Annotated in this window: 22 protein-coding genes and 1 pseudogene; 9 read left to right on the forward strand and 14 right to left on the reverse strand. The window is 60.7% G+C overall.

Annotation, left to right across the window (positions count from 1 at the left end; genetic code table 11):
• Window positions 1-7 precede the first annotated feature (7 nt).
• On the reverse strand, window positions 8-199 hold the full coding sequence (locus PSAKL28_RS10835) for a hypothetical protein (protein WP_038609987.1): 192 nt from the start codon (window positions 197-199) through the stop codon (window positions 8-10).
• On the reverse strand, window positions 196-879 hold the full coding sequence (locus PSAKL28_RS10840) for a Crp/Fnr family transcriptional regulator (RefSeq protein WP_038609990.1): 684 nt from the start codon (window positions 877-879) through the stop codon (window positions 196-198). Before PSAKL28_RS10840 ends, PSAKL28_RS10835 begins: the two co-directional genes overlap by 4 nt.
• A 479-nt stretch (window positions 880-1,358) precedes the next feature.
• Between PSAKL28_RS10840 and PSAKL28_RS10845 the strand changes: the two genes are divergently transcribed.
• The gene (locus PSAKL28_RS10845; RefSeq protein ID WP_038609993.1) at window positions 1,359-2,549 is read left to right on the forward strand and encodes an NnrS family protein; all 1,191 of its coding nucleotides are present in this window, start codon (window positions 1,359-1,361) and stop codon (window positions 2,547-2,549) included.
• A 25-nt stretch (window positions 2,550-2,574) separates the two neighbouring features.
• Window positions 2,575-3,012 (forward strand): CopD family copper resistance protein, encoded by a 438-nt coding sequence (locus PSAKL28_RS10850; protein WP_038609996.1) that lies wholly within the window; start codon window positions 2,575-2,577, stop codon window positions 3,010-3,012.
• Between the two features lie 81 nt (window positions 3,013-3,093).
• Here the strand turns inward: PSAKL28_RS10850 and PSAKL28_RS10855 are convergent.
• Window positions 3,094-3,552 (reverse strand): annotated as a pseudogene (locus tag PSAKL28_RS10855) (hemerythrin domain-containing protein); the annotation flags it as partial.
• Between the two features lie 186 nt (window positions 3,553-3,738).
• Here PSAKL28_RS10855 and norR point away from each other — a divergent pair.
• The 7 genes from norR (at window position 3,739) to ubiT (ending at window position 10,373) form a co-directional block, all read left to right on the forward strand.
• Window positions 3,739-5,268, forward strand: a complete 1,530-nt coding sequence (norR, locus tag PSAKL28_RS10860; protein ID WP_038609999.1) for a nitric oxide reductase transcriptional regulator NorR — start codon at window positions 3,739-3,741, stop codon at window positions 5,266-5,268.
• 81 nt (window positions 5,269-5,349) lie between these two features.
• The gene (gene pdxH, locus PSAKL28_RS10865; RefSeq protein ID WP_038610002.1) at window positions 5,350-5,997 is read left to right on the forward strand and encodes a pyridoxamine 5'-phosphate oxidase; all 648 of its coding nucleotides are present in this window, start codon (window positions 5,350-5,352) and stop codon (window positions 5,995-5,997) included.
• Between the two features lie 96 nt (window positions 5,998-6,093).
• Window positions 6,094-6,648 carry a molybdenum cofactor biosynthesis protein B gene (gene moaB / locus PSAKL28_RS10870; protein ID WP_038610005.1) on the forward strand — a complete coding sequence of 185 codons (555 nt, stop codon included), beginning with the start codon at window positions 6,094-6,096 and terminating at the stop codon, window positions 6,646-6,648.
• On the forward strand, window positions 6,645-7,880 hold the full coding sequence (locus tag PSAKL28_RS10875) for a molybdopterin molybdotransferase MoeA (RefSeq protein WP_038610007.1): 1,236 nt from the start codon (window positions 6,645-6,647) through the stop codon (window positions 7,878-7,880). Before moaB ends, PSAKL28_RS10875 begins: the two co-directional genes overlap by 4 nt.
• A gap of 132 nt (window positions 7,881-8,012) precedes the next feature.
• Window positions 8,013-9,008 carry a ubiquinone anaerobic biosynthesis protein UbiU gene (gene ubiU, locus PSAKL28_RS10880; protein ID WP_038610010.1) on the forward strand — a complete coding sequence of 332 codons (996 nt, stop codon included), beginning with the start codon at window positions 8,013-8,015 and terminating at the stop codon, window positions 9,006-9,008.
• Window positions 9,009-9,018: 10 nt separating this feature from the next.
• The gene (locus PSAKL28_RS10885) at window positions 9,019-9,909 is read left to right on the forward strand and encodes a U32 family peptidase (RefSeq protein WP_038610013.1); all 891 of its coding nucleotides are present in this window, start codon (window positions 9,019-9,021) and stop codon (window positions 9,907-9,909) included.
• Entirely contained in the window at window positions 9,903-10,373 is a 471-nt protein-coding gene (gene ubiT / locus PSAKL28_RS10890) for a ubiquinone anaerobic biosynthesis accessory factor UbiT (protein ID WP_038610015.1), read from the forward strand. The genes PSAKL28_RS10885 and ubiT overlap by 7 nt, the downstream gene beginning before the upstream one ends.
• A gap of 29 nt (window positions 10,374-10,402) precedes the next feature.
• Here the strand turns inward: ubiT and PSAKL28_RS10895 are convergent, their stop codons facing one another.
• The 11 genes from PSAKL28_RS10895 to PSAKL28_RS10945 all read right to left on the reverse strand — a co-directional run bounded on the left by PSAKL28_RS10895 (window position 10,403) and on the right by PSAKL28_RS10945 (window position 24,536).
• Window positions 10,403-10,993, reverse strand: coding sequence for a hypothetical protein (locus PSAKL28_RS10895; RefSeq protein WP_038610018.1), 591 nt, complete (start codon window positions 10,991-10,993; stop codon window positions 10,403-10,405).
• Between the two features lie 41 nt (window positions 10,994-11,034).
• Complete coding sequence (locus PSAKL28_RS10900; protein ID WP_051939288.1) at window positions 11,035-12,036, reverse strand: tetratricopeptide repeat protein; 1,002 nt, start codon at window positions 12,034-12,036, stop codon at window positions 11,035-11,037.
• Entirely contained in the window at window positions 12,033-13,385 is a 1,353-nt protein-coding gene (locus tag PSAKL28_RS10905; protein ID WP_157687018.1) for a hypothetical protein, read from the reverse strand. Before PSAKL28_RS10905 ends, PSAKL28_RS10900 begins: the two co-directional genes overlap by 4 nt.
• Window positions 13,386-14,402 carry a tetratricopeptide repeat protein gene (locus PSAKL28_RS10910; RefSeq protein WP_075226489.1) on the reverse strand — a complete coding sequence of 339 codons (1,017 nt, stop codon included), beginning with the start codon at window positions 14,400-14,402 and terminating at the stop codon, window positions 13,386-13,388. It abuts the gene before it with no gap.
• Window positions 14,402-17,794, reverse strand: a complete 3,393-nt coding sequence (locus PSAKL28_RS10915; RefSeq protein ID WP_038610021.1) for a LysM peptidoglycan-binding domain-containing protein — start codon at window positions 17,792-17,794, stop codon at window positions 14,402-14,404. Before PSAKL28_RS10915 ends, PSAKL28_RS10910 begins: the two co-directional genes overlap by 1 nt.
• The gene (locus PSAKL28_RS10920) at window positions 17,785-18,654 is read right to left on the reverse strand and encodes a DUF4123 domain-containing protein (RefSeq protein WP_051939294.1); all 870 of its coding nucleotides are present in this window, start codon (window positions 18,652-18,654) and stop codon (window positions 17,785-17,787) included. Before PSAKL28_RS10920 ends, PSAKL28_RS10915 begins: the two co-directional genes overlap by 10 nt.
• Entirely contained in the window at window positions 18,639-20,678 is a 2,040-nt protein-coding gene (locus tag PSAKL28_RS10925; protein ID WP_084589086.1) for a type VI secretion system Vgr family protein, read from the reverse strand. The genes PSAKL28_RS10920 and PSAKL28_RS10925 overlap by 16 nt, the downstream gene beginning before the upstream one ends.
• A gap of 240 nt (window positions 20,679-20,918) precedes the next feature.
• Window positions 20,919-21,308: a putative zinc-binding protein gene (locus PSAKL28_RS10930; protein WP_038610023.1), complete on the reverse strand. Its 390-nt coding sequence runs from the start codon at window positions 21,306-21,308 to the stop codon at window positions 20,919-20,921.
• A gap of 24 nt (window positions 21,309-21,332) precedes the next feature.
• Window positions 21,333-22,010, reverse strand: coding sequence for a Crp/Fnr family transcriptional regulator (locus PSAKL28_RS10935; RefSeq protein ID WP_038610026.1), 678 nt, complete (start codon window positions 22,008-22,010; stop codon window positions 21,333-21,335).
• 79 nt (window positions 22,011-22,089) lie between these two features.
• On the reverse strand, window positions 22,090-22,737 hold the full coding sequence (narL, locus tag PSAKL28_RS10940; RefSeq protein WP_038610029.1) for a two-component system response regulator NarL: 648 nt from the start codon (window positions 22,735-22,737) through the stop codon (window positions 22,090-22,092).
• Window positions 22,734-24,536, reverse strand: a complete 1,803-nt coding sequence (locus tag PSAKL28_RS10945; protein WP_038610032.1) for a HAMP domain-containing protein — start codon at window positions 24,534-24,536, stop codon at window positions 22,734-22,736. The genes narL and PSAKL28_RS10945 overlap by 4 nt, the downstream gene beginning before the upstream one ends.
• Window positions 24,537-24,551 lie beyond the last annotated feature (15 nt).

A 24,551-nucleotide genomic window follows, 5' to 3' on the forward strand; every position in this document is an offset into this window, starting at 1 on the left:
GCCGCGGCTAGCGCGGCAACCAGAACACCATCACCACGCAGAACAGCGTCAGGCCGATGCAGAACCACAGAAAGCGCAATTGCCGCCGGGCCGCGGCGTGCGCCTGGGAGGCCGGCAGCGGCATGCCGCATTGCTCGCAGGTGACGCCCTGGGGCGGATTGCTGTGTTGGCAGTACAGGCACACGGGCAGGGCCTTCATTCGAATTGCTCCAGCCGTGGGCGGTCGAGAATGACGATGTGCCGCCCGTCCTGGGTGATGATCTGTTCATCGATCAGACGGCGGATGATCCGCGAGAAGGTTTCCGGCTGGATCGACAGATGGCCGGCGATCAGCTGCTTGGCCATCGGCAGTTCGAACTGGCGCTCGACCGGCTGGGCCTGCATCAGTTGCGTCAGCAGATAGCGCACCACCCGGTGGGTGGCGTTCTTCAGCGACAGCGTCTCGATTTCGTTGACCCGCTGATGCAGGCGCACGCACAGCTTACCGAGCAGGGCGAAGGTCAGGCGGCTATTGTTCTGCAGCAGGTGCATGTAGGTGTGGGTCGACAAACGATAGAGCTGCGAAGGGCCAATCGCTTCGGCCGAGGCCACATAGTTCGGGGTGTCCATCAGCATCATCGCTTCGGCGAAGGTTTGCCGTGGGCCGACCACTTCAAAGACCTTTTCCTGGCCGTCGGGGGTCAGGCGGTAGATCTTCACCGCGCCGGCAATCACGAAGTAGAACGCCTCGGCGGGTTCGCCCTGGTGGAACAACGGTTCGCCCTTGTCGACATTGAGCAAGTGGCTGGACGCCATCAGCTCATCCAGTTGTTCGTCATTCAACGGCTCGAACAGGTGATGGCTGCGCAGAATCTGGTGATGGACGCGATGCAGGACCATGGGAGTTCATCCTCAGGCTGGAGGGGAAGGGCGCCTCAGACAAGACTGAGGGCGACGCGGCTGGCGACAGCAATGAACGAACTCAAAGCGGCAAACCACGCCAGCGGCTGGATGATGTTTCTCATGTGAACTCCAATGGAATGACGGATAGGCCTGTTCAGCAAGACTCGGGCCAGGCGCCAGGGCCGCGGATTTACTTGCTGTGTCCAGTGCTATGGTTAAAACAACCCTTGGCATTAGGGTAATAAATACCCCTGTAGGGTTTTTTCTACCCGGTGGGAGCGGGCTTGCCCCGCGATTGCAAGCTGTCAGACGCATTGCATCGCGGGGCAAGCCCGCTCCCACCGGGTTCTGCCGGGGTGGCGGCATGGCCCTTGCAGCTTACGCAGTTGTCGCAAACGGGCGTTGACGTGCGACAAGGGCAAGGATCGGTAAATCGCAGATGATGGCGCCCGGCAATCGGGTTAAGGAGTGGTTCCATGCAAGTACTTGATCGCCGTAAAGCGCTGGCCATCGTGCCGTTGTTACGGCTGGCGTTCCGTCCCTTTTTCCTCGCCGGTTGCGGCCTGGCGTTGCTCGCCGTGCCGCTGTGGCTGGCCGCATTGAATGGTTCGCTGGGCGACTGGCAGCCCGCCGGTGGCTGGCTGGCCTGGCATCGCCACGAGTTGGTGTTCGGCTTCGGCCTGGCGATCATCGCCGGTTTTCTGCTCACTGCAGGACAGACCTGGACCGGCCAACCGGGCCTGAGCGGTACGCCGCTGGCAGCGTTGGCGCTGCTGTGGCTGGCCGCGCGAATTGCCTGGCTGGCCAACCTGCCGTGGCCGCTGCTGGCGCTGCTGGAACTGGCCTTCCCGCTGATCGTGGCGCTGTTGATGGGCGCCATGCTCTGGCGCGTCCGGCAGAAGCGTAATTATCCGGTGGTGCTGGTGTTGCTGTTGCTGACGGCCGCCGATGCGGTGTCGGTCTACGGGCTGCTCCAGGGCCATGATGGCTGGCAACGCCAGGGCGTGCTCAGCGCCATCTGGCTGGTGGCGGCGATGATGGGCCTGATCGGTGGCCGGGTGATTCCATTCTTTACCCAACGTGGCCTGGGCCGGGTCGAAGGCGTTGCGCCCTGGCCCTGGCTCGACTGGTTGCTGCTGGCAGGTGCCGCGCTGGTGGCAGTGTTGTATGCCGCTGGCCCTGCGCTGGCGGCCAATGTCTGGATCGGTTTGTTGTTTGCCGCGCTGACACTGGGGCACGGGGTGCGTCTGTGGCGCTGGCATGACCGTGGCTTGTGGCGTGTGCCGCTGCTGTGGTCGTTGCACCTGGCCTATGGCTGGTTGGCGCTGGCATGCCTGGGCATGGCCCTGTGGCACTTCGGCGTCCCGTTGAACCCCAGCCTTGCGGTGCACTGCCTGACCATCGGGGCCATGGCCGGGTTGATTCTGGCGATGATCGCGCGGGTCAGCCTGGGCCATACCGGGCGGCCCTTGCAGCCGCCAGCGGGGATGACCCTGGCGTTCATCCTGCTTAATCTCGCGGGTGTGAGCCGGGTGCTGCTGGTGCTGTGGTTGCCATTGGCGGGGTTGTGGCTGGCCGCGGTGTGCTGGGTCGGCGCGTTTGCCCTGTACGCCTGGCGGTACGCACCGATGTTGCTGCGCGCCCGGGTGGACGGACATCCCGGATAATCGGCACACAAGCAGGAGGCAGGCGATGTTGTATCCCTATTTACTGGTTATCCATTTACTCGCGGCCATTGCCTTTATCGGCACCTTGTTCTTCGAGGTGTTCATCTGGTATTCGGCGCGTCGGCAAGTGCCGGATGCTGCGCAGGCTGCGGCGGATCAGGCGATCGCCACGCGTTCGCGCAAGGTGCTGCATGCGGTGGTGCTGGTGTTGTATGGCGCCGGTATCGGCCTGGCCTGGCACCATCGCGGCGCCCTCAGTCAGCCGCTGGCCAGCAGTTTCGCCAGCTTGTTGAGCCTGAAGATCATCCTGGCCCTGAGCATTATCGGCCATTACCTGCTGCTGGCTTACTGGCTGCAGCGCGGACGCTTGAGCGAGACGCGGGCGCGCTGGATCCGCTGCAGCATCCTCGGGCACATGCTGCTGATCGTGATTCTGGCCAAGGCGATGTTTTATTGGCATTGACAGAATCGCGGGGCAAGCCCGCTCCCACCGGGTGGCCTGCATTGACCCGGTGGGAGCGGGCTTGCCCCGCGATAAGGTCTATCAAGCAAGCGCTTTGACGAACAGCACGTTGTTCTCCAGGTGAATGTGCTGCATCAGGTCATCACGAAATTCCGCCAGGCCGCGATACAAGGCGCGCCAGGTGTTGCAGGCATCCTCCGGCGGGATGATGTTGTGGGTCAGCGTCAGCAGGATCTCCAACGCTTCGCCGTGTTGATCATGTTCCAGGCGCAGCACCCGGATCGGTGGCGTTGCCTGGCGGCCCATGCCCTGTTGCAGCATCGGGAACAGCACCTGTTCTTCCTTGAGCATGTGCCCTTCGAGTTCCTGCTGCATGTCTTCAAGGTGGTTGGCCAGGCCATTGGGGCAGCTGCTGCGGGCACCGTGTACCTGCTCCACGCGCCGGGCCAGGCGGATCAGTTCCGGCAGTTGCTGGCGGTGGCGATCGTGATAGCGCGAGAGAATGTGTGCAATGAGTTCGGCCTGAGGCACCTCGTGCCAGGCGTCAGGGGTGTCGAGAAGTGTCTGGCTCATCAGGGTTCCTTGGTGTGGTTGCAAAGGTCCCTGTAGCGATTGCATCGCGCATGCCATGTTCAACCGCTTGAGATTCAAGGCGTTGTATTTTGTTGTGGTGAAAATCACCCTGATGCGTCAGGGTAGATGCAACCCTTAAAGGTGATAACTACCATGCTGCGTGAAAGCCTGGCGGCCGATCTGATTGTCGAGTTGCCCAATGCCGTACGGTTGCAACGCCTGGTGCAGACCCTGCGCGAATACTTCAACTGCGGCGCGGTCGGTTTGCTGCACCTGGATGACGACAGCCTGCGCCCGGTGGCGACGGTGGGGCTGGTCCACGAAGCCCTCGGGCGGCGCTTTGTGATTGCCCAGCATCCGCGCCTGGCGGCGATCATGGCCTCGCGCGAGCCCACCTGGTTCGAGCCCGACAGCCGTCTGCCCGATCCATACGACGGCTTGCTCGACACCCCGCTCAACGAGCCGCTGGCCGTGCACGATTGCATGGGCGTGAGCCTCTATGTGCAAGGCCAGGTCTGGGGCGCGATCACCCTTGACGCGCTGCAGGCCGGCACCTTCGACAGTGCGGCGCGCGATGAGCTCAAGCGCTGCACCCTGCAGATCGAAGCGGCGCTGCGGGTTACCCGGCTGGAGCAGGAAAACCGCAGCCTGCGCCTGGCCCGCAGCGACCCTCAGGACCTGCGGATGCCGGTGCAGGAGAGCGAGATCCTCGGCCAGAGCCCGGTGCTGCACCAGTTGCTGACAGAGCTGGACGTGCTGGCCGATTCCGAACTGCCGGTGCTGCTGCTGGGCGAGACGGGGGTGGGCAAGGAGTTGTTTGCCCGGCGTTTGCACAGTCTTTCGCGGCGCCGCCACAAGCCGCTGGTACAGGTCAACTGCGCCGCATTGCCGGAATCACTGGCCGAAAGCGAGTTGTTCGGCCACGTCAAAGGTGCCTTTTCGGGGGCCAACAGTGACCGCGCCGGGCGTTTCGATGCGGCCAATGGCGGCACGCTGTTTCTCGACGAAGTCGGCGAGCTGCCCTTGAGCGTGCAGGCCAAACTGCTGCGCACCCTGCAAAACGGCGAGATCCAGCGCCTGGGGGCGGACAAGCCGTTGCATGTGGATGTGCGCATCATTGCCGCCACCAACCGCCACCTGCCTGACAGCATTCGCGAAGGCCTGTTCCGCGCCGATCTGTACCATCGCCTGTCGGTCTATCCGGTGCCGATTCCGCCGCTGCGCGAACGCGGCAATGACGTGCTGATCCTGGCCGGGCAATTTCTCGAACTCAACCGTACCCGCCTGGGCCTGCGCGGTTTGCGCCTGTCGGCGGCGGCCGAGCGCGCGCTGCTGGCCTACCACTGGCCGGGCAACGTGCGCGAACTGGAACATGTGGTCAGTCGTGCCGCGCTCAAACAGCTCAGCCGCGGTGGCAGCCGCAACCTGATCATTACCCTGGAGCCGGAAGTGCTGGACCTGGACAGCAGCGGGCACAGCGCCGCCGCCATCGAACGGCCGCCGGAGGTGGTTGCGCAGTCATCGCCGCTGCTGTCGTTGAGCGAAACGGTCGACGCCTGCCAGCGCCAGGCCATTGTCCGGGCGCTGGAACTGTGCGGCGACAATTGGGCCAGCGCTGCGCGCTTGCTGCAGGTCGATCCGAGCAACTTGCACAAGCTGGCCAGGCGTTTGCGCCTGAAGTAAGCGTGTGATGTTGATGGCGGTCAAGGTGGCGAGGGCAGCGAGTCAACAGACTGTGAGTTCCATCCACCGGAGATCACTGTCATGCCCCTGTCCCTGGCTCAGATGCGCCGCAATTACACCCTGGGTGGCCTGCAGGAAGAGGCCGCACCGCACGACCCTTTGCTGATGTTCAACCAGTGGCTGCAGCAGGCGCGGGAAACCGAGAGCGCGCCGGTGGAGGCCAACAGCATGCACCTGGCGACGGTCGACCGTCAGGGCCGGCCCCATGGCCGGGTGTTGCTGCTCAAGGGTGTGAGCGAGGCGGGCTTTACCTTTTTCGGTAATTACCTGAGTGCCAAGGGCCAGGAGCTGGAGGCCAATCCGTGGGCGGCCATGACCTTCTTCTGGCCGGCGCTTGAACGTCAGGTGCGCATCGAAGGGCAGGTGCGCCGGCTCGATCCGCAGCTCAGCGATGACTACTTCGACAGCCGTCCGCTGGCCAGTCGCCTGGGGGCCTGGGCCTCGCCGCAAAGCCGGGTGCTGGCCGATCGCGCAGCCCTGGAAGCCTTGCTGGCGCAGACTATCCGCCGCTTCGTCGATCAGCCGCTGCGTCGTCCGGAACACTGGGGCGGCTACTGCCTGGAACCTGAACGCATGGAGTTCTGGCAGGGCCGCGCCGACCGTCTGCATGACCGTCTGGACTATCGCTTGCAGGACGGGCAGTGGACACGCAGTCGCCTGGCGCCGTGAGCCGTGTGCTCCGTCGAGGTACCTCCTTGGAGGAATAGGTTCGGCTGCTGTTTCGGTTCAGGCTTGGGCGCATTCACATCATGGGAGGGTCCGCACATGGCCCATCTGGCGCAACGTACCTTTGAACCGCTGAACATTGCCGTACTGACCATCAGCGACACCCGCAGCTTCGACACCGACACCTCGGGGCAGACCCTGTGCGATTTGCTCCAGGCGGCCGGGCATCGACTGATCGACCGTGACCTGGTCAAGGACGACATCTACCAGATCCGCGCCACGCTCTCACGCTGGATCGCCGACCCCCGGGTGCAGGTGGTGCTGACCACCGGCGGCACCGGGTTCACCGTGCGCGACAATACTCCGCAAGCCGTCCTGCCGTTGCTGGACAAGCATGTGGAGGGCTTTGGTGAACTGTTCCGCCAGGTCTCGCTGGCGGAGATCGGCATGTCCAGCCTGCAGTCGCGGGCGCTGGCCGGGATGAGCAATGGTGTGCTGGTGTGTTGTGTGCCGGGTTCGCCTGGAGCCTGTCGCACCGCCTGGAACCAGATCCTTCTCGGGCAACTGGACAGCCGCACCGGCCCGTGCAATTTCGCGCCGCATCTCAAGGCCCAGGCCGAGCAGGCAATCGAGGCCTGTGGAGAACGCTCATGAGCCGCCAGGTGTGTGACAGCGGCAAGCTGATACCGGTCGACCAGGCCATCCGCCATCTGCTCGACCAGGCGCCGCCACCGCCGGCGGCGCAAACGGTGTTGCTGGAAAAGGCCCTGGGCCGGGTGCTGGCGCAGGACATTCATTCGCCGCTGGACCTGCCGGGCTGGGACAACAGCGCCATGGACGGTTTCGCCTTGCGCGCCGCGGACCTTCCCGCAGCCGGTGGTTGTCTGAACCTGGCCGGTCGCATCGCTGCCGGGCAGGCCGCCACCACGCCGCTGCTGGCCGGGCAGGCGGTGCGCATCTTTACCGGCGCGCCGCTGCCACCGGGCGCCGACACGGTGGTGCCGCAGGAGCTCTGCCGGGTCGAGGGCGAGCAGGTCTGGTTGCCGCCAGCCAGCCTTGGCGATCATGTACGCAAAGCTGGAGAAGAGGTGCGCAAGGGCCATCTGCTGCTCCAGGCCGGCAAGCGACTGCGCGCCCAGGAACTGGGCTTGCTGGCCGCTGCCGGGGTCTGCTGGGTCGAGGTCTATCGACCGTTGCGGGTGTGCCTGCTGAGCAGCGGTGACGAACTGCGCGAGCCTGGCCAACCCCTGGCGCCGGGGCAGATCTACAACAGCAACCGCTATTGCCTGGCGGCGCTGCTGCAGGGCTGGGGCGTTGAAGTGCATGACTATGGGGTGATGGCCGATGATCTGGCGGCCAGCCAGCATGCCTTGAGACTGGCGGCCTCTGAATGCGATCTGCTGCTGACTTCCGGTGGCGTTTCGGTGGGTGAAGAAGACCACCTCAAACATGCCATCGAAGCGCTGGGCAGTCTGGATTTGTGGCGTCTGGCGATCCAGCCGGGCAAGCCGCTGGCGTTTGGCGAGGTGGCCGGCAAGCCGTGGATCGGCATGCCGGGCAATCCTGCGGCGGCGCTGATCACCGCCCTGGTGGTGGTGCGTCCGTTCCTGCTCAGGGCCCAGGGCGTGCGCGATGTATTGCCGCGGCCGATGGCGTTGCCGGCAGGCTTCGACTGGTTGCAGCGCAACAAGCGCCGCCAGTACCTGCGCGCCAGATTGACCGCGGGTGGCGATGGCCAGGTGAGCGTGCAGCTGCACCCGCAGCAAAGCTCGGCAATGCTCGCGGCCGCGTGCTGGGCCGATGGCCTGGCGGTGGTGGAGTGCGAGCATCAGCTGCACAAGCATGACAGCGTGACCTTCCTGTCGTTCGCCGAACTCATGCAGTGACCGGCCTTGATTGCCGTCAAGGTCTGCGCTGGCGGTCTGGCTAGACTGGCGGCGCATTTTCGATTGCACCGGGCCTGCTCGCGTTACGCATCGGAGGCGGGGTCGAGACACGTTCTTTCATGAGGAATGCCCATGCAACTGGTCTGCCCGGCAGGAAACCTGCCTGCGCTCAAAGCGGCGGTGCGCCAAGGCGCCGATGCCGTCTACGTCGGTTTTCGCGATGACACCAATGCCCGGCACTTTGCCGGCCTGAACATGGACGACAAGCAGTTCGACGCCGCTGTCGCCCATATCCGCCAACATCAACGCAAGCTCTATGTCGCGGTCAACACCTACCCGCAGCCCCAGGGCTGGGAGCGCTGGCAACGAGCGGTGGACCGCGCCGCCGACCATGGCGTCGATGCCCTGATCGCCGCCGACCCCGGTGTGCTCGGCTATGCCAGTCAGCGCCATCCGCAACTGACCCTGCACCTGTCGGTACAGGGCTCGGCGACCAATGCCAGCGCCCTGGCGTTCTATGCCCAGCACTACAACATCCGCCGCGCGGTGCTGCCACGGGTGCTGTCGCTGGCCCAGGTGCGCCAGGTCGCGGCCAACAGCACGGTGCCTATCGAAGTCTTCGCCTTCGGCAGTTTGTGCATCATGGCCGAAGGACGTTGCCACCTGTCGTCCTACATCACCGGCGAGTCGCCGAACCTGTGTGGCGTGTGTTCTCCGGCCAAGGCAGTGCGCTGGAGTGAAGATGCCGAAGGTTTGAGCGCACGCCTGAGCGAGGTGCTGATCGATCGCTACAGCGCCGATGAGCCGGCCGGTTACCCGACCTTGTGCAAGGGGCGCTTCCTGGTCGGCGGCAAGCGCTTTCATGCCCTCGAAGAACCTACCAGCCTCGACACCCTGGACCTGTTGCCGGAGCTGGCCGCCATGGGCGTCGAAGCGGTGAAGATCGAAGGGCGTCAGCGCAGCCCGGCGTATGTCGAGCAGGTCACCCAGGTCTGGCGCGCCGCACTCGATGCCCACCGCCTGGCGCCCGAGCGCTTCGCGGTCAAAGACCAGTGGCGCCAGGTGCTGGCCGGTTTGTCCGAAGGCAGCCAGACCACCCTGGGTGCTTACCATCGATCATGGCAATGAGGGACTGCAGATGAAACTCAGCCTGGGACCCGTTCTGTATTACTGGGACAAGGAGCAATTGGGGCGTTTCTATTCCGAGATGGCCGCCTTGCCGCTGGATGTGATTTACCTTGGCGAAACCGTCTGCTCGAAACGCCGGGCGATGAACCTGGAGCATTGGCTGGGCCTCGGCCGCGAGCTGCAGGAGTGCACGCAGGCGCAGATCGTACTGTCGAGCCTGACCCTGGTCGAAGCCGCTTCCGAACTCTCCAGCCTGCGGCGCTTGTGCGACAACGGCCAGTTTCTGGTGGAAGCCAACGACATGGGCGCGGTGCAGTTTCTGGCCGAACGCAAGCTGCCCTTCGTCGCTGGCCCGGCACTCAACCTGTACAACGGCCATGCCCTGGCGCAACTGCAAGACTGCGGGATGATCCGTTGGGTGCCGCCGGTGGAATGTTCGGCGGCGTTGATCCGTTCGATTCTCGACCAGCTCAAGGCGTTGGGCCGTGAGCTGCCCGAGGTCGAAGTCTTCGCCTATGGGCACCTGCCGCTGGCCTATTCGGCGCGCTGCTTCACCGCCCGCGCCGAAAACCGGCCCAAGGATGATTGCCAGTTCTGCTGCCTCAACTACCCCGATGGCCTGGCGCTGAGCAGTCAGGAAGGCCAGCCGCTGTTCACCCTCAACGGTATCCAGACGATGTCGGCCGAGGTCACTAACTTGTTGGCCGACTATTCCGGCCTTGCCGCCAGCGGTGCCGATTTGCTGCGCTTGAGCCCGCGCGCGCAGGGCATGGCCGAGGTGATCGCGGCGTTCCAGCGGGTGCGTGAAGGTGCAGCGCCGCCCTTGCACGTCGAGGGTTGCAACGGTTATTGGCATGGCCAGGCGGGAATGTTGCGTGTCGAGGAGGTGGGCCTGTGCTGAACCAGAAAAAATGGCTGCTGCGCGGTGCCGACCGCTTGCTCCCGCTGATCCGGCGGGTGCCGTTCGTGCTGCAACGTGTCGCGCTGCAACAAGCGCTCAACCGCTGCCTGGCTGAGCCACTGAAGGACGGCGAGTTCGATTTGCTGCGCGGGCGCTGGCTGTGCCTGCGGATTCCCGACCTGGACCTGACCTGGTACCTGACCCGTAGCCTTTACGGCTTGCAGATTGCCGAAAAGGCCAAGGCGGATGTCACCATTCGTGGCAACTGGCGCGAGTTCCTGCTGCTGGCCAGCCGTCAGGAAGATCCGGATACCTTGTTCTTCCGGCGACGGCTGGTGATTGAAGGCGATACCGAACTGGGCTTGACCCTGAAGAACCTGATCGACAGCCTCGACCCGGAGGTGTTGCCGGTATGGCTGTGGCGAAATCTGGAGCGGGCAGGGAAGGGCTTGGCAACAGGCTGAACTGCTGTGTTTTCCCTTGCTGTCAGCTCCTACCAACCACGGTGCCCCCACCCCCTGGTGGGAGCGGGCTTGCCCCGCGATTGCGGTCGCTGAATGCCGGATTTGGAATGCAACTCGCGTCGAAACGGGTTCAACAGTTCATAGACGGCGTCGTACCCCACCTCAAAGGCAAACGTGCCCTTGGCGCCGGGGCCAAAGATCAAGGCGGCTTTAAGGCGCAGGATCAGCCGTCCTTTATCGGCAGATAGGCTGAACGCTGCGGACGCACCGACTCCCGCAGCGGCGGCGACTTCGCCTTCCAGGCGTGCCAGGCTGAGCCATTGATTGCCCATGTGTTGGGCGCGTTGTGAGGTCGTTGATTGCAATGAAACGGTGCGCAGCGCAACCAGGTCTTTAGGCGGCGCCCAGTTCAGTGCGCCGGTCAGGCGAATGCCTGCCTGCACACCGGCAAACAGGTTGAAGGCGGCAGTGGCGCCGTCGTCGATCTGTACATTGGCCGCCTTGCCAGTGAGTACCGGTGCGCTTTTCTGGGTATGCGCAGCAGAGAGGACACCTGCCGGCGCCTGGGCGTCCTGCAGGGCGCTGAGCCCGGCGCCGTAGTGTGTAGTACCGGGCGTCATAATTCCTTGAGGGTCTATAACCCTCAAATGACTTATAACAATCAAAACGAATCCAATGGATCAAGCATCATCGGGAAGAATGAAATAGGTCGCGGGTGGGCTGCCTGCCATTCCAATGCAAAGGCTTTGCCTCGCTCGATTTGTTCGGGGGTCATCTGGGCGGATATTTTGACAAGATCTCTTTCTGTGAATCTTAATGTGCCGCCGCCGCCATCAAGTACCAATAACAATGACGTCAACCCATAAGCTTTGACTAAGTCAAGTGGAAAGTTGAAGTGGCTAGGTGAGTGCGCGTATTCCCCCGCCAAGTGCGCTACGCCATTTTGATAACCTGTTTTTGCGGCTTCTTCTATCCAGTGACGCACCACCGCCATGTCACCGCGATCTTCATAAACAATGACGGCGTACTCAACCATGGCTTGCGGGTGGCCATTTTCAGCGGCAGCTTTGAACCAGCGTTCAATTTCCTGATTGCGCCGCCAAGGTAGCCAAAAAAAACCATCGCCGTTGCGGTATCTTTGCGCCAACCAATACTGGGCAAAGGGAAATCCTAATTCGGCAGATTTAATCAATGAGTCAAAATCACCTGTAACTCGAAAGAGTATATACAGTCCCTCAGGGTCTCCTTGCGCTGCTTGCTCTTTTGATATTTTCCAGGCTTCCCGGAGCCACTCTTCTTGAGTTTTAAAGCCTGACGGGCAATTTCCTAATATATTACACAGCCCACTGCCGCTATTGCCCAGGCGAATCATTGCATAGAGGTTGCCTTGGGTTGCAGAGGCCTCCAGAAAATTTCTGGCTTCTGCTGTCATGTGGCGATTTTTATGGCGAAGGTTTTCGCCTAAATAAAACTGCGCTTCCGCATCCCCAGCTTCAGCGGCAATGCGTAACTCGTTCTCGGCGGGTTTATATTGGTTGTACAGCATGATGCCGCGCTCTTTCGCCGCCTGCTGAGCAGGCGACAATGTCGCAAATGAATATGCTGAAAAAACTGTACACAGACCAAGGACTGCCGTTATTAGTGGCAAACTAAAGTTTCTCATTGCCCTGCCCCTATGTATTTTGCGACGCCACCCGGAATGTAGTCCCTGCCGTAGTATTCACGGCGCTCACAGTAATTGTCTTTATTGGCGCCGAGTAACGCAGAATTGACCCTGTATTCGGCACGAGTTTGATCGGCCAGTCGATCAAATAATCTTTGTACCCCTTCAGCCATAAAGTTATCCAGTCTCAACCTATTTTCACAGTAGGACTGGCCCGGGGTGTATGACTTGGTGCCAAAGCGGCTCATTCGCATGCACGCTTCTTCAAACTGCAGTTGAGCGGTGTCCAGTTTGCCTTTTTTTTGTGCATTAATAACGATCCACTCCAATAGCTGGTTGATTGCTTTCTGCTGAAGCATCCAGGCCTGTGATTGGGTGTAGTGGGTTTTTACTTCTATCGACATTCCGGTCAGAGGATCGATCTCATAAGAAACGATATCAAACGCTTTCGCCTCACTAATCAACGTCATCAACATCGGACCCAAGGCTTCCGGGATGGCGTCCACGGTCCATTGCTCCAACTCAGCGGGGTAGCCGTAGTTCATAATGGTGTGCGCTATCGGCCCACCCTTACCCGCAGAAGTAAGCGCCTCAAAAAGTTCAGCAATCTTGTCGAAGCCCATCAGGTAAAGCATGCCCGGATCCAGGCCTGCCATCCCCAGCAAGTTCATTTTGCTGAACAGGTCCATCGCGCTGCCATCCACCCAGTCCAGTGGCTGGCCGTAGTTTTTGCGCAGTTCGCGTCGGAACAGGTTCAACAGTTCATAGATGGCGTCGTATCCCACCTCAAAGGCAAACGTGCCCTTGGCGCCGGGGCCAAAGATCAAGGCGGCTTTGAGGCGCAGGATCAGCCGTCCTTTATCGGCAGATAGGCTGAACGCTGCGGACGCACCGACTCCCGCAGCGGCGGCGACTTCGCCTTCCAGGTGTGCCAGGCTGAGCCATTGGCTGCCCATGTGTTGGGCGCGTTGTGAGGGCGTTGATTGCAAAGAAACGGTGCGCAGTGCAACCAGATCTTTCGGCGGCGCCCAGTTCAGTGCGCCGGTCAGGCGAATGCCTGCCTGCACACCGGCAAACAGGTTAAAGGCAGCAGTGGCGCCGTCGTCGATCTGTACATTGGCCGCCTTGCCGGTGAGTACCGGTGCGCTTTTCTGGGTATGCGCAGCAGAGAGGACGCCTGCCGGCGCCTGGGCATCCTGCAGGGCGCTGAGCCCGGCGCCGTAGCGGGTATTGCTGGGCGTCAGGGCGATACTGGTTGAGGCGAGCATGGCTGCGCTGGCAAAGCCCCAGACATCACCCTTGGCTAGGATTATTTCTTGAACTTTTATAATCCTCATGTCAGATGGCAATTAAAACGAATCCAACGGGTCAAGCATCATGGGGAAGAATGAAACAGGCCGAGGGTTGGCTGCCTGCCATTCCAATGCAAAGGCTTTACCTTGTTCTATTTGTTCGGGGGGCATCATTTTTATCATTTCGGTTAAGTTGTGTTTTGTGCTATCCAGTGTGCCTCCACCAACGTCAAGCACTAATAAAAGTGACATTAGACCGTATCCTTTGACCAAGTCGGGCGGAAAGCCAAAGTAGGTCCGCAGGTGCGCGTGCTCAGTAGCTAGATGCGCTACGCCGATTTGAAAACCGGTTTTTGCAGACTCTTCAATCCAGTGACGTGCTACAGCCATGTCACCGCCATTCTCATAAACAATAACAGCATACTCAACCATGGCTTGTGGGTTGCCATTTTCAGCGGCCGCTTTAAACCAGTGTTCAATTTGCTGATTGCGCTGCCAAGGAAGCCAAAAAAAACTATCCCCGTTACGGTACCTTTGCGCTAACCAATACTGCGCAAAGGCGAACCCTGCTTCGGCGGACTTGATTAGCGAGTCAAAATCTCCTGTAACTCGATAAAATATATATAGCCCTTCAGGGTCTCCTTTTTCGGCCAGTATTTTGGATGTTCGCCATGCTTCCCTAAGCCAATCTTCTTGGCTTTTAAAACCTCTCGGGCAATTCCCTAATATATTGCACAGCCCACTTCCGCTATTGCCCAGACGAATCATTGCATAGAGGTTTCCTTGATTTGCAGAGGCCTCAAGAAAGTTTCTGGCTTCTGCGGTCATGTGGCGATGCTTGTGACGAAGTTCCTCTCCTAAATAAAACTGAGCCTCAGAGTCTCCCGCTTCAGCGGCAACACGTAGCTCGATCTCGGCAGGCTTGTACTGGTTGTACAACATGATGCCGCGCTCTTTTGCCACCTGTTGGGCAGATGTTAGTGCCGCAAGGGAGTCTGCTGAGTAAAGTAAACACAGGCTTAGGAAGAGTGTGGGGTTTTTTAATGGCAAGGCATTGAATATCCAAGCTCGCATTACTGTCCCTCCCCTGTATATTTTGCGACGCCACCTGGGAGGTAGTCCTTTCCGTAATACCCTCGGCGAGCACAGAAAATATCTTTTTCGCTTCCAAGTAGTGCTGCATTTTTCTTGTAGTTTGCGCGGATGAAGTCAGCGTCCGGGTCGAAAAGTCGCTGAACTCCTTCAGCCATAAAATTATCCATTTTGAATCTGTTCTCACAATAGGACTGGCCGGGTGTTTTCGATTTGGTGCCAAAGCGGCTCATTCGCATAAACGTTTCTTCAAACTGCAGTTGAGCTTTGGCCAGATTGCCTTTTTTCTGTGCGTTGCTAACGATCCAATTCAACAGCCGGTCGATTGCTTTCTGCTGTAGCATCCACGCCTGTGATTGGGTGTAGTGGGTTTTGACTTCTGCCGACAGTCCGGTTAGAGGATCGACTTCATAAGAAACGACATCAAACGCTTTCGCCTCACTGATCAACGTCATCAACATCGGACCCAAGGCTTCCGGGATGGCGTCCACGGTCCATTGCTCCAACTCAGCGGGGTAGCCGTAGTTCATAATGGTGTGCGCTATCGGCCCACCCTTACCCGCAGAAGTAAGCGCCTCAAAAAGTTCAGCAATCTTGTCGAAGCCCATCAGGTAAAGCATGCCCGGATCCAGGCCTGCCATCCCCAGCAAGTTCATTTTGCTGAACAGGTCCATCGCGCTGCCATCCACCCAGTCCAGTGGCTGGCCGTAGTTTTTGCGCAGTTCGCGTCGGAACAGGTTCAACAGTTCATAGATGGCGTCGTATCCCACCTCAAAGGCAAACGTGCCCTTGGCGCCGGGGCCAAAGATCAAGGCGGCTTTGAGGCGCAGGATCAGCCGTCCTTTATCGGCAGATAGGCTGAACGCTGCGGACGCACCGACCCCCGCAGCAGCGGCGACTTCACCTTCCAGGCGTGCCAGGCTGAGCCATTGATTGCCCATGTGTTGGGCGCGTTGTGAGGTCGTTGATTGCAATGAAACGGTGCGCAGCGCAACCAGATCTTTCGGCGGCGCCCAGTTCAGTACGCCGGTCAGGCGAATGCCTGCCTGCACACCGGCAAACAGGTTAAAGGCGGCAGTGGCGCCGTCGTTGATCTGTACATTGGCCGCCTTGCCGGTGAGTACCGGTGCGCTTTTCTGGGTATGCGCAGCAGAGAGGACGCCTGCCGGCGCCTGGGCATCCTGCAAGGCGCTAAGCCCGGCGCCGTAGCGGGTGTTGCTGGGGGTTAGAGCGATACTGGTTGAGGCCAGCATGGCCGCGCCGGCAAAGCCCCAGGCATGCGCAGCGACGTTGAAAGAAAAACGCCCGATGTTCATCTCGGCTACGCCTTGGCCATCGTAGCGCTGGTACTGAATGTTGATGTCCTGGGCCACACCGCGCTCCGGCCAGTCAAGCTTGAACAGTTCGACTTCACCCTTGGCCAGGTTCACCTCAACCTGTAGCTGTGCCGAGGCGCCTATGCCGTTGGGGGAGAAACGGCTGCTGGCACTGACGGTTTGTTGCACATTGGCAATCTTTGGGGTCAGGCAACGTATCAACTGGGCTTGCGGGCTGCTGTCGAACAAGCGCAGTTCGCGCTGCGCCCCGGCCATGAACAGCATTTGCCGCAGTTGCTCACCCCAGGCGTTGCGCTGGTCGGCACTGGCCAAGGTTTTGACCTCGTAGCCTTGTTCGGTCAGTTGGCTGTGGAACTGCTCGACATCGAAACAACCCTCGTTGTCGAACCACTCACCCTGGTCGGCAATGGGTACGCCCCCCATGGACTTGAGCCAGTCATGAAAGTCGCTGTGGGCCCGGTCTTTCGCGGACTTCCCCGCACTGTTTGCGCCCCATTTGACCGCGCTTTGCTCCTTCAGCGCTTTGAGTACCGTCAAGCTGATATGGCGCACCGGTGAGCTGCTGGCAGGCCAGCTGATTTCTCGCAACGGGAAGTCAGGTTTGACCAGGCGTTCTACCGGCGTGGGCTTGAACTGTTCGGGCTCCCAGAGCAAATGTCGCCGGGGCACGGTCGACAGGACATTGCTTTGCGCCTGCTGGTGGATGGCCTCCAGCTGGGTTTGCAGATCGACCCAGGCGCTACGTTCGCCTGCCACCAGGCTGTCAGGCGCTTTGGTGTTTTCACCGCTGGCCTTGATCCAGGTCTCGTACTTGTCGGACAGACGTTGCTTGATCTGGGTTTGTTGCAGTTGAAGCGCTAGGTAGTGCTTGAGTGCTTGCACCCCCGCATCCAGATCCGCGCCCTGGCACAACGCCAGTTCTGGCAGGGCAATGCCATAGTCGGCCGCGTTGAGAATCGCTTCGAGGTACTTCGGGTAGGCGAATTTTGCCGCTTCCTGGGTCTGCAAGGCGTAGTAGGTCACCAGCTCTGCTTCACATTGGAGCAAGCAGCTTTCCAGGCGATTTCGGTGTTCGCTGGCGGCTTGCAGGACCCTGGCCACCTCATCGGTCGAGAAGGTGCTGAGTTGCCCTTTGTCGTCCAGCAATTTGGCGCGCTCGCTCAGGTAAACCTGAACAATATCGCGGGCCTTGAGGGCTTCAGGGGTAAACAGTGAGCCGCCTTCGATCACGTAGCCCTGACGCTTTGCTTGCGCCTGGGCGATGGTGGCCAGGTGTTTCCATTCCTGGTGAAGCTTTCTCAGAGTCTGGTATTTCTTGTGGTTATCGAGCATCCGCTCGTTGTCTTCCCACGCTGTGTCGCGCGCGTATGGATCAACGGCCCCAGCACTTTTGGCGGCGATATCACGCTGTTTGTCTTCAGCCGCTGTCCTGACCTGCATGGCATAACGAGGATCTGCAATCAGGGGTTCCTCAGCCTCGATTGCGAGCATCCGCGCCTGCTGCTCACCCTCGAGGAAGTTGGCCAGTTTGGGCTCGAGAAAATAGTCCAGCAGATCGCAGGCGTACAGACCTTTCTGGCGCTCCTCCGGGCTTTTGCCCGGGGCAATCAGGTTATCCAGCTTGCTGGCGGCTTCCTTGAGTGCGCTGGCTGCCTCAGCCGACAGCAGCCAGAAGGTTTTCTCTTGAGTGGCGTAAATGATGTCGGCGTATACAGGAGAGCAGGCGAGCTTTTCCTGTGGGGCAAAACAGATGCTCGCGGAGGGTTTGGGCTTGGTCTGCGGGTCCAGCTCGAGGGGCTTGGCGGGCGGCGCTGGCGCAGGCGGGTTTTCAGGCTCGGTGTAGGTTGTGGAGGGAGGTGTTGCGCTGATCTGCGCGGTTCCACCACCTTGAACAGGAACACTGAGGGTCCAGCCCGGATGGATAATATCGATGATGAATGGATTTAACTGACGCAGCTGCGCAACGCTACAACCATATCGCTCTGAAATGTCATGGAGCGTATCGCCTGCTTTGACGGTGTGGTTGATCAATTCCATGTGCTTTGTTTCTTCCTCGAGTCAGGCAAATCCATGAGCGCTTGCAGTTGTTCAACCTTGGAAAAGGCTTGATCAGCACCGCGCAAAATAGTCATGACGGCAGGTTGAGTGGCCAGGTCGGTGCGCACCATCAACTCTGCCAACTGAAGTAAATGAGCGCTTTCGTAGATCTGGTGTTCGAGCACTAGATTCAGGTTGTCGATCAAAGGGGAGAGTTGCCCGACATCCGGTTGGTGAAAGGCTGCGTACTGTTGGTCAAGCCAATACACCCAACGCAGCGTGACGTAGGTCGGCTCCGTGCACGGTGGCAAGTTGAAGAGGGGAGTTGTCGGCACCTGGACGGGATGGTTTGTTTGCCAGCGCAACCAGCCAGGCAGCAGGCCCTGGATATGACGCGGGGAGGGGGCATAAACCGCAGACCAGGGGCCTAGCAACTGGCTCATCGACGACGCTTGGGTAGTCCCGAGCAGGGCGGCGCACAAGGCGGGCTGATAGTAGGTCACCCAACTCTGACCGCCGGAGCCGTCATTGACCTTCAGTAGCCAACGCGCGTGCTTGAGTGCCAGTTCACTGTTGGTCGCCACAATCGCGATACCGGCATGGCGGTGCTGACAAAGGTTCATGCACCACTCGGCTATGGCGCTACCAGATTGCGCGCTGAGCCAGATCGGCCCTGAACTCGCCCGTGAAGCAAAGTCAGTACCGATGAGCAGGTAGTCGAATGCGTACCCTTGATGTGCGCTGAGTTCCTTTAACAAATCGGGATACAACGCCTGATCCAGAATGAAATGCAGCGGCTGTGACGTTGCCGCTAAGCTCTGTCGAGGCAGGTTGATGAAATCGATCAATCCTTCTTGCATGCACAGTCTCCTCGACTACAGGCGCCATTGCTTTGCTTGCCACAGAGTTTGTGGATGCCGGGTTTGATGGGGCCGTATAACCCGATACCTGGCGGCAACGCCTCGGGTGATGGCAGGCCTTCGAGCATGCCGGGTAATACTGGAGCAGCCGCGGTTCCCGCAGCAGGTGCGCCCCCGATTTGAATCTTGCTACTGCTGAAAATACCGCCTGGACCAATGACGATGTGCTGGCCGCCGCCTTTCAAGGTGATGCTGGCGCCGGCATCGAGGATCAGATGAGCGCCTGCCTTGAGGTGCACTTGCTGTCCTGCTTCAACTACCAGTGCTTGCCCGACCCGCGTGTGGCTGCTGCTGGCGACCTGCAGGTTGTCGTTGGCCTTGAGCTCGACCTTGCGATCCGCCGTCACGGTGAGCTGGTCTTCGGCCTCCAGCACCGCAATGCTGTTGCCCTTGATGGTTTCCCGGCGTTCGTGACCAACTTCCAGCTGGCTGTCGTTCTCGATCTTCTGCTCCATATCGCGCTGGGCACGCAGGTAGATTTTTTCCTGCCCGGCCCGGTCTTCAATCGACAGTTCGTTATAGCCGCCATTGGCGGGCGAACTGCGGCTGCGCAACACTGTTTTGGTTTTGTTTGCTGGCAACGGGTACGGCACCGCCGTGCGGGTATTGGGCACACAGCCGGTAACCAACGGCTGGTCGGGGTCACCTTCCAGGAAGGTCACCACCACTTCCATGCCGATACGCGGGATGGTCACCGCGCCGAAGCCCTCGCCAGCCCAGCTGGATGAAACCCGCAGCCAGCAACTGCTCTTGTCGCTGTTCAGCTCGGCGCGGTCCCAATGGAACTCGACTTTGACCCGGCCGTGTTCATCGCAGAAGATTTCTTCGCCCTCAGGCCCGGTGACCCGTGCGGTCTGGCTGACCAGCACCGATTTTCGGGTGACCAGCGGTGGCCGGTAGAACACGTCCCAAGGAATGGCGCTGAAGCTGTTGCGGTAGCCTTGGCTGAAGCCGTCTTTGGGCGGTTTTTCGCTGCTGGCCGACTCCTCCAGCACCTGCGGCTGCTTGCCTTCGTGGGTCACACGGAGCAATAGCCACAAGTCGTTGCAGGCTTTACGCGGGTGCTCGCGCAGGTCGAAGAAGTGACCGCTGCGCAGGCTCGGCTGATCGCTTTTGCCTTCGGCCAACCGGTGGTCGCTGCGGTGCCGCTCCAGAACCCGGCGGGCAAGCTGCCTGCCGCGCTCTTCGGTGTCGATCAGCGTGGGGTAGCGGTAATCTTCAAGTACCGGAGTGAACTCGGCGGTGAAGCAGTCTTCCACTAACCGACTTGGGCGTTTGAGGTCGTAGCCTCGCCGGGTGACGGTACTGGTCCGCGTGCTGAAACGCTGGGAAAACTGACTGATGACCGGGTGATCGGCCACCAGACCGGCGCCTTGCTGATAGGGGGTTGCCCCCAGTTTGGGAAAAAAGACCTGATCGTCGGTGAACACCAGCCGATGACCGTCCGGGCTGTGCTGGTGATGCCAGGCAATGCCTTCTTCACTGCACAGCCTCATGATGAAGCTGAGGTCATCCTCCCCATACTGCGTGCAGTATTCGCGCACGGGACTGTCGCGAACATGGAAGCTATAAGCATCGGCTTGAATGCCATGGCCCTGGAGCACCTGGGCGATAATCTGCGGCACCGTCAGCTGCTGGAAAATTCGCTGGTTGTGGCTGAACTGCAAGTAATGCAGGGCCGGGACCAGAGTCAGGTGATAACGGGTCAGGCGTGTGCCGGGCTCGCCGCCCCTGACATCTTCGATACGCCCGTGGATACCTTCGCCATTCAGGCCGAACTGAAGGAAAGCCGGCTGACTGAGCAGGCTTTCCAGGTCGAAGTCGGGGTACTCGCTGACCAGTTCAATATGAATCGCGTACAAGGCGCTGATGGCTTCCGTGCCGTCAAACGCCAGGACCTTGAAGTCGTGACGAACTGTGGGGATCAAAAGTTCGAACTGCGCGGTATTGGCCGGCGCGAACATAAGCTAGTCCTTAAGCAATGAAAGTGGCTAAAGCGATGCCCACGCCGGGGAAACGCCATACCTACAGGCACGTTAATAAGGACTACAAAAAATTGATGTAGGACGGTTCCCAAATTCGTACGGTTTTGCTTCTAGGTACGCTTCCTCAGGCGTTAGTTGCTTATCACCACGGCGAGTACCACCGATTTCAGCACCCCGGATGGCAATCGATAATGTGTCAACCATGTCCCCGCACATGCCTCAGCGATGTGTCCGGTCCATACACCCGGCAAATGTAGCCAGTAGCTGACTCACCTCGGCAAACAACTCATCGGCCTGCGCCGCGCTGCAATCCTCGCCATAACGCTTGCGCAAGCCCTGCTGGCTGAGGATCAGGTGTTTGTCGGCCTGCAGGCCGTGCTGGCGCAGGCAACCGGCGACACACTGCAGCGGGCAGCCATCCAGCGCCAGAATCCAGCGTCCCGAGCAGGCCAGATTGACCAGCGCCGGCACCTGCCCGCCGACCCCGGCGATGCACGACATCTGCGCCAGGCCTTCACGGTCGAGGCGCAGTGCGACATTGTTGGCCAGTTGCGCAACGTTGGAGCAACCGGAGCAGGCGTAGACCAAGGGCAGGGCAGTGCGGGGCATGAAGACTCTCCAGTGACAGGCCCGTCAGGCTTGATAATCGACCAGTGCCTCGGTCGCCAGAATGCGGATGTCGCGGCGCTCCATGGCAATCAGGCCGCTCTCCACCAGACGATGAAGGATGCGTGAAAAGGTTTCCGGCTGGATCCCCAGTTTCGACGCCACCAGGCGTTTGGACACCTGCAGCACAACGCGGCCGTCCTCGGGGTCCTGCTCCTGCAGAAGGAAGCTGATCACCCGCTGGCTGGCGCTGGCCAGGGTCAGGGTGTCGATGTCCTTGAGCCGTTGGTGCAGGTGGATGCTCATGCTCGCGAGGATCGCCAGGCACACTTGCGGCTGGTCTTCCAGGGCATTGCGGTAGTGGCCGCCCTCGATGCTGACCACCACGCTGTCCTTGAGCGCGGTGGCGCTCACCGGGTAGTAGCGGGTCTGGCTGAACAGCAGGGCTTCGGCGAAGGACTGCCCGGGCTGGATGATCTCTACCAGGTTTTCCTGGCCCTGGGCGGTGATGCGGTACAGCTTGATCTGGCCACTGACCAGCAAGAAGAAGCGTTTGGCCGGGTCGCCCTGGTGCATGAGGGTGTCGTGACAACCGAGGCGGCGTTGCATGGCCAGGCCGCAGACCTGTTCAAAAATGCGTTCGGGCAAGTGGCTGAACAGGTGATGGCGGCGCAAGAACAGTACGAGGGAAGGGTGGGTCAGCATGGCGTACCTCCTGCCGGCCATGGTAGAACGCCCGGCACCTGCGGCCTATGCCTCCGCAGGTCTACCTCCAAAGGGGCAGTCAGCCGTGTTGACGCAGATGCTCCATGGCCCAGACAGCCGCCTCGACCCGTGAGCGCAAGCCAAGCTTGTGCAGCAGGTTCTTTACGTGGACTTTGACCGTGCCTTCGGTAATCCCCAGCTTGTGGCCGATGACCTTGTTGCTGTAGCCGCTGGCGATGGTCTTGAGCACCTGGCGCTCGCGTTCGGTCAGCTCCACTTCGGCATGCCGGGGCGGTGAGCGCAGGGCCTGGGCCATGACCTGGGTGAGGCCGGGGCTGATCACCAGCGCGCCGTTCATGGCATCGCGGATGTACTGGATCAGCAACTCCGGCTCCATGTCCTTGAGCAGATAGCCATCGGCGTCCAGGCGCAGGGCGTCGCGGATATCGTCTTCGGCATCGGAAACGGTGAACAGCAGGACTTTGCCGCCAAAGGCCAGGCTGCGCAGGTGGCGCAGGGTTTCGATGCCATTCATCTGCGGCATGTTGTTGTCGAGCAGTACCAGGTCCGGTTGCAGCGGCTCGATCATGGCCAGGGCTTCTTCGCCGTGATTGGCTTCGCCGACGATCTCGAAATCGTCTTCCAGTTCGAGCATCTGGCGGATGCCACGACGCATCATGGGATGGTCGTCGACCAGGAGGATGCGGCAACGCGCAGGGCTATTCATGTGACATTTCCTTGGGGATGGCGGCCGAGGAATTCCGGGCGGAACTCCATCTGGACGAGGGTGCCTTGCGGCTCCCTGGAAAGAATCTGCAACTGGCCGTGCAGGCTGCGCGAGCGCTCATCCATGATGTTCAGACCGTGATGTTCGCGCGGGTCGCGACTGCCGATAAAGCCGCGCCCGTCGTCTTCGATCGACAGACGCACGGTTTCACCGTCCTGGCGCAGCTGCAGCCAGGCGTTTTGCGCATGGGCGTGGCGCAGGCAGTTGGAGAGTGCCTCGCGGGTGATCTGCAGGATGTGGATCTGTTCGCTGGCCGACAGTTCGAAGGCCAGGTTGTCGACGTGCAGGTGAACCTGGAAATCACCACGGCGGCTGAACTCCTTCGCAGTGTCCTTGAGACCCTGCATCAGGCCGGCGTCGTGAATCTGCAGGCGAAAGGTGGTGAGCAGTTCGCGCAGCTGGCGGTAGGCGTTGTTCAAGCCTTCACGCAGCTCGGCGGTGACGCCTTCCAGGGTCTCTACCGGCTCGCCGCGGCGCATCAGGGTCTGCATGCGGCTGACCTGCAGCTTCATGTAAGACAGCGCCTGGGCCAGTGAGTCATGCAGCTCGCGGGCAATGATGGCGCGCTCTTCGAGCAGCAGCAGGCGATGGTCCTGCTCGCGTTGGCGCTTGAGTGACAGCGAGGTGCCGATCAGGTTGGCCAGGGCCTGGATAAGCTGGGTTTCCCAGGCCTGCGGTGCATGGCCATCGATAAAGTGCGCCTTCAGTTCACCCAGCGAGCTGCCCTGGTTGCTGATGCTGTAGATGTGCGGATTCAGTTGCTCATGGCGCTGGCAGGTGGCGCAATCGCTGCTGGCGCAGACCTTGCGGCTGTCGGCGCCGTCCAGAGCGAGCAATTGCTGGGCCGGGGCCTGTAGTTGACCTTGCAGGCACAGCGACAGACGCAGGCCGGGCAGGCGTTGCTGAAAACGGCGGATCAACTCATCCAGCCCCTCGGCGTTGGCCAGGCGCGTGGCCAGGCTGCGGCTGCTTTGATACAGCAGTTCGAGGGCGGCGTTGGCCTGCTGCAGGTTCAGGGTTTTTTGCCGGACCTGGGTTTCGAGGGTGCGGTGGGATTGCTCGATGGTCTCGGCCATGGCGTTGAAGCTGGTGGCCAGCTGGCCCAACTCATCCTCGGATTGATGGTTGACCCGCGCCTGGTACTCGCCGCGGCGAAAGCGCTGGGTGGCGTCGACCAGTTCCTGCAGCGGGCTGATCACGCTGCTTTGCAGTTCGTAGAGGCCAACCAGCAGGACGATCATGGTGATGAACAGTGCCACGCCTTGAATGATCTGTTGCCAGGATTGCTTGTGTTCGCTCTGGCGCTGCAGCAGGTTGACGAACTGGTTGAGCTGCTCGATGAAGGGCAGGGTGCTGGCCTGGAACGCTATGGCATCGCCACGCTCAAGAGCCGGGCCGAGGGTGTTCTGCCAGTAGTCCTGCAGCTGTTGGTAGCTGCCATTGAGCGCCTCGTTGCTACCGTCTTCCAGCACACTCTTGAGCGTCTGGCTGTTGAGCCGCTGTTGCAGGCTTTGGCTGATGCGGTTGATTTCTTCGCGACCGGCGCCGGAGGCCAGGTTCCAGCTCAGGCGGTAGGTCTCCATGCGCACCGAGCCTGCGGTGTTGATCGCTGCCGCATCGCCCTGGCTGAACCAGGCGATCAGGCCGGCGCTCAGCGAGCTGGCCAGCGCCAGCACCGCGATCAGGATCACCGCCACGCCCGCACGCGCGGGCAGCGAGCTACGTAGCCAGCGGGTCATGGCCGCAGGCCTGAG

Source organism: Pseudomonas alkylphenolica, from assembly GCF_000746525.1.
Classification (GTDB): domain Bacteria; phylum Pseudomonadota; class Gammaproteobacteria; order Pseudomonadales; family Pseudomonadaceae; genus Aquipseudomonas; species Aquipseudomonas alkylphenolica.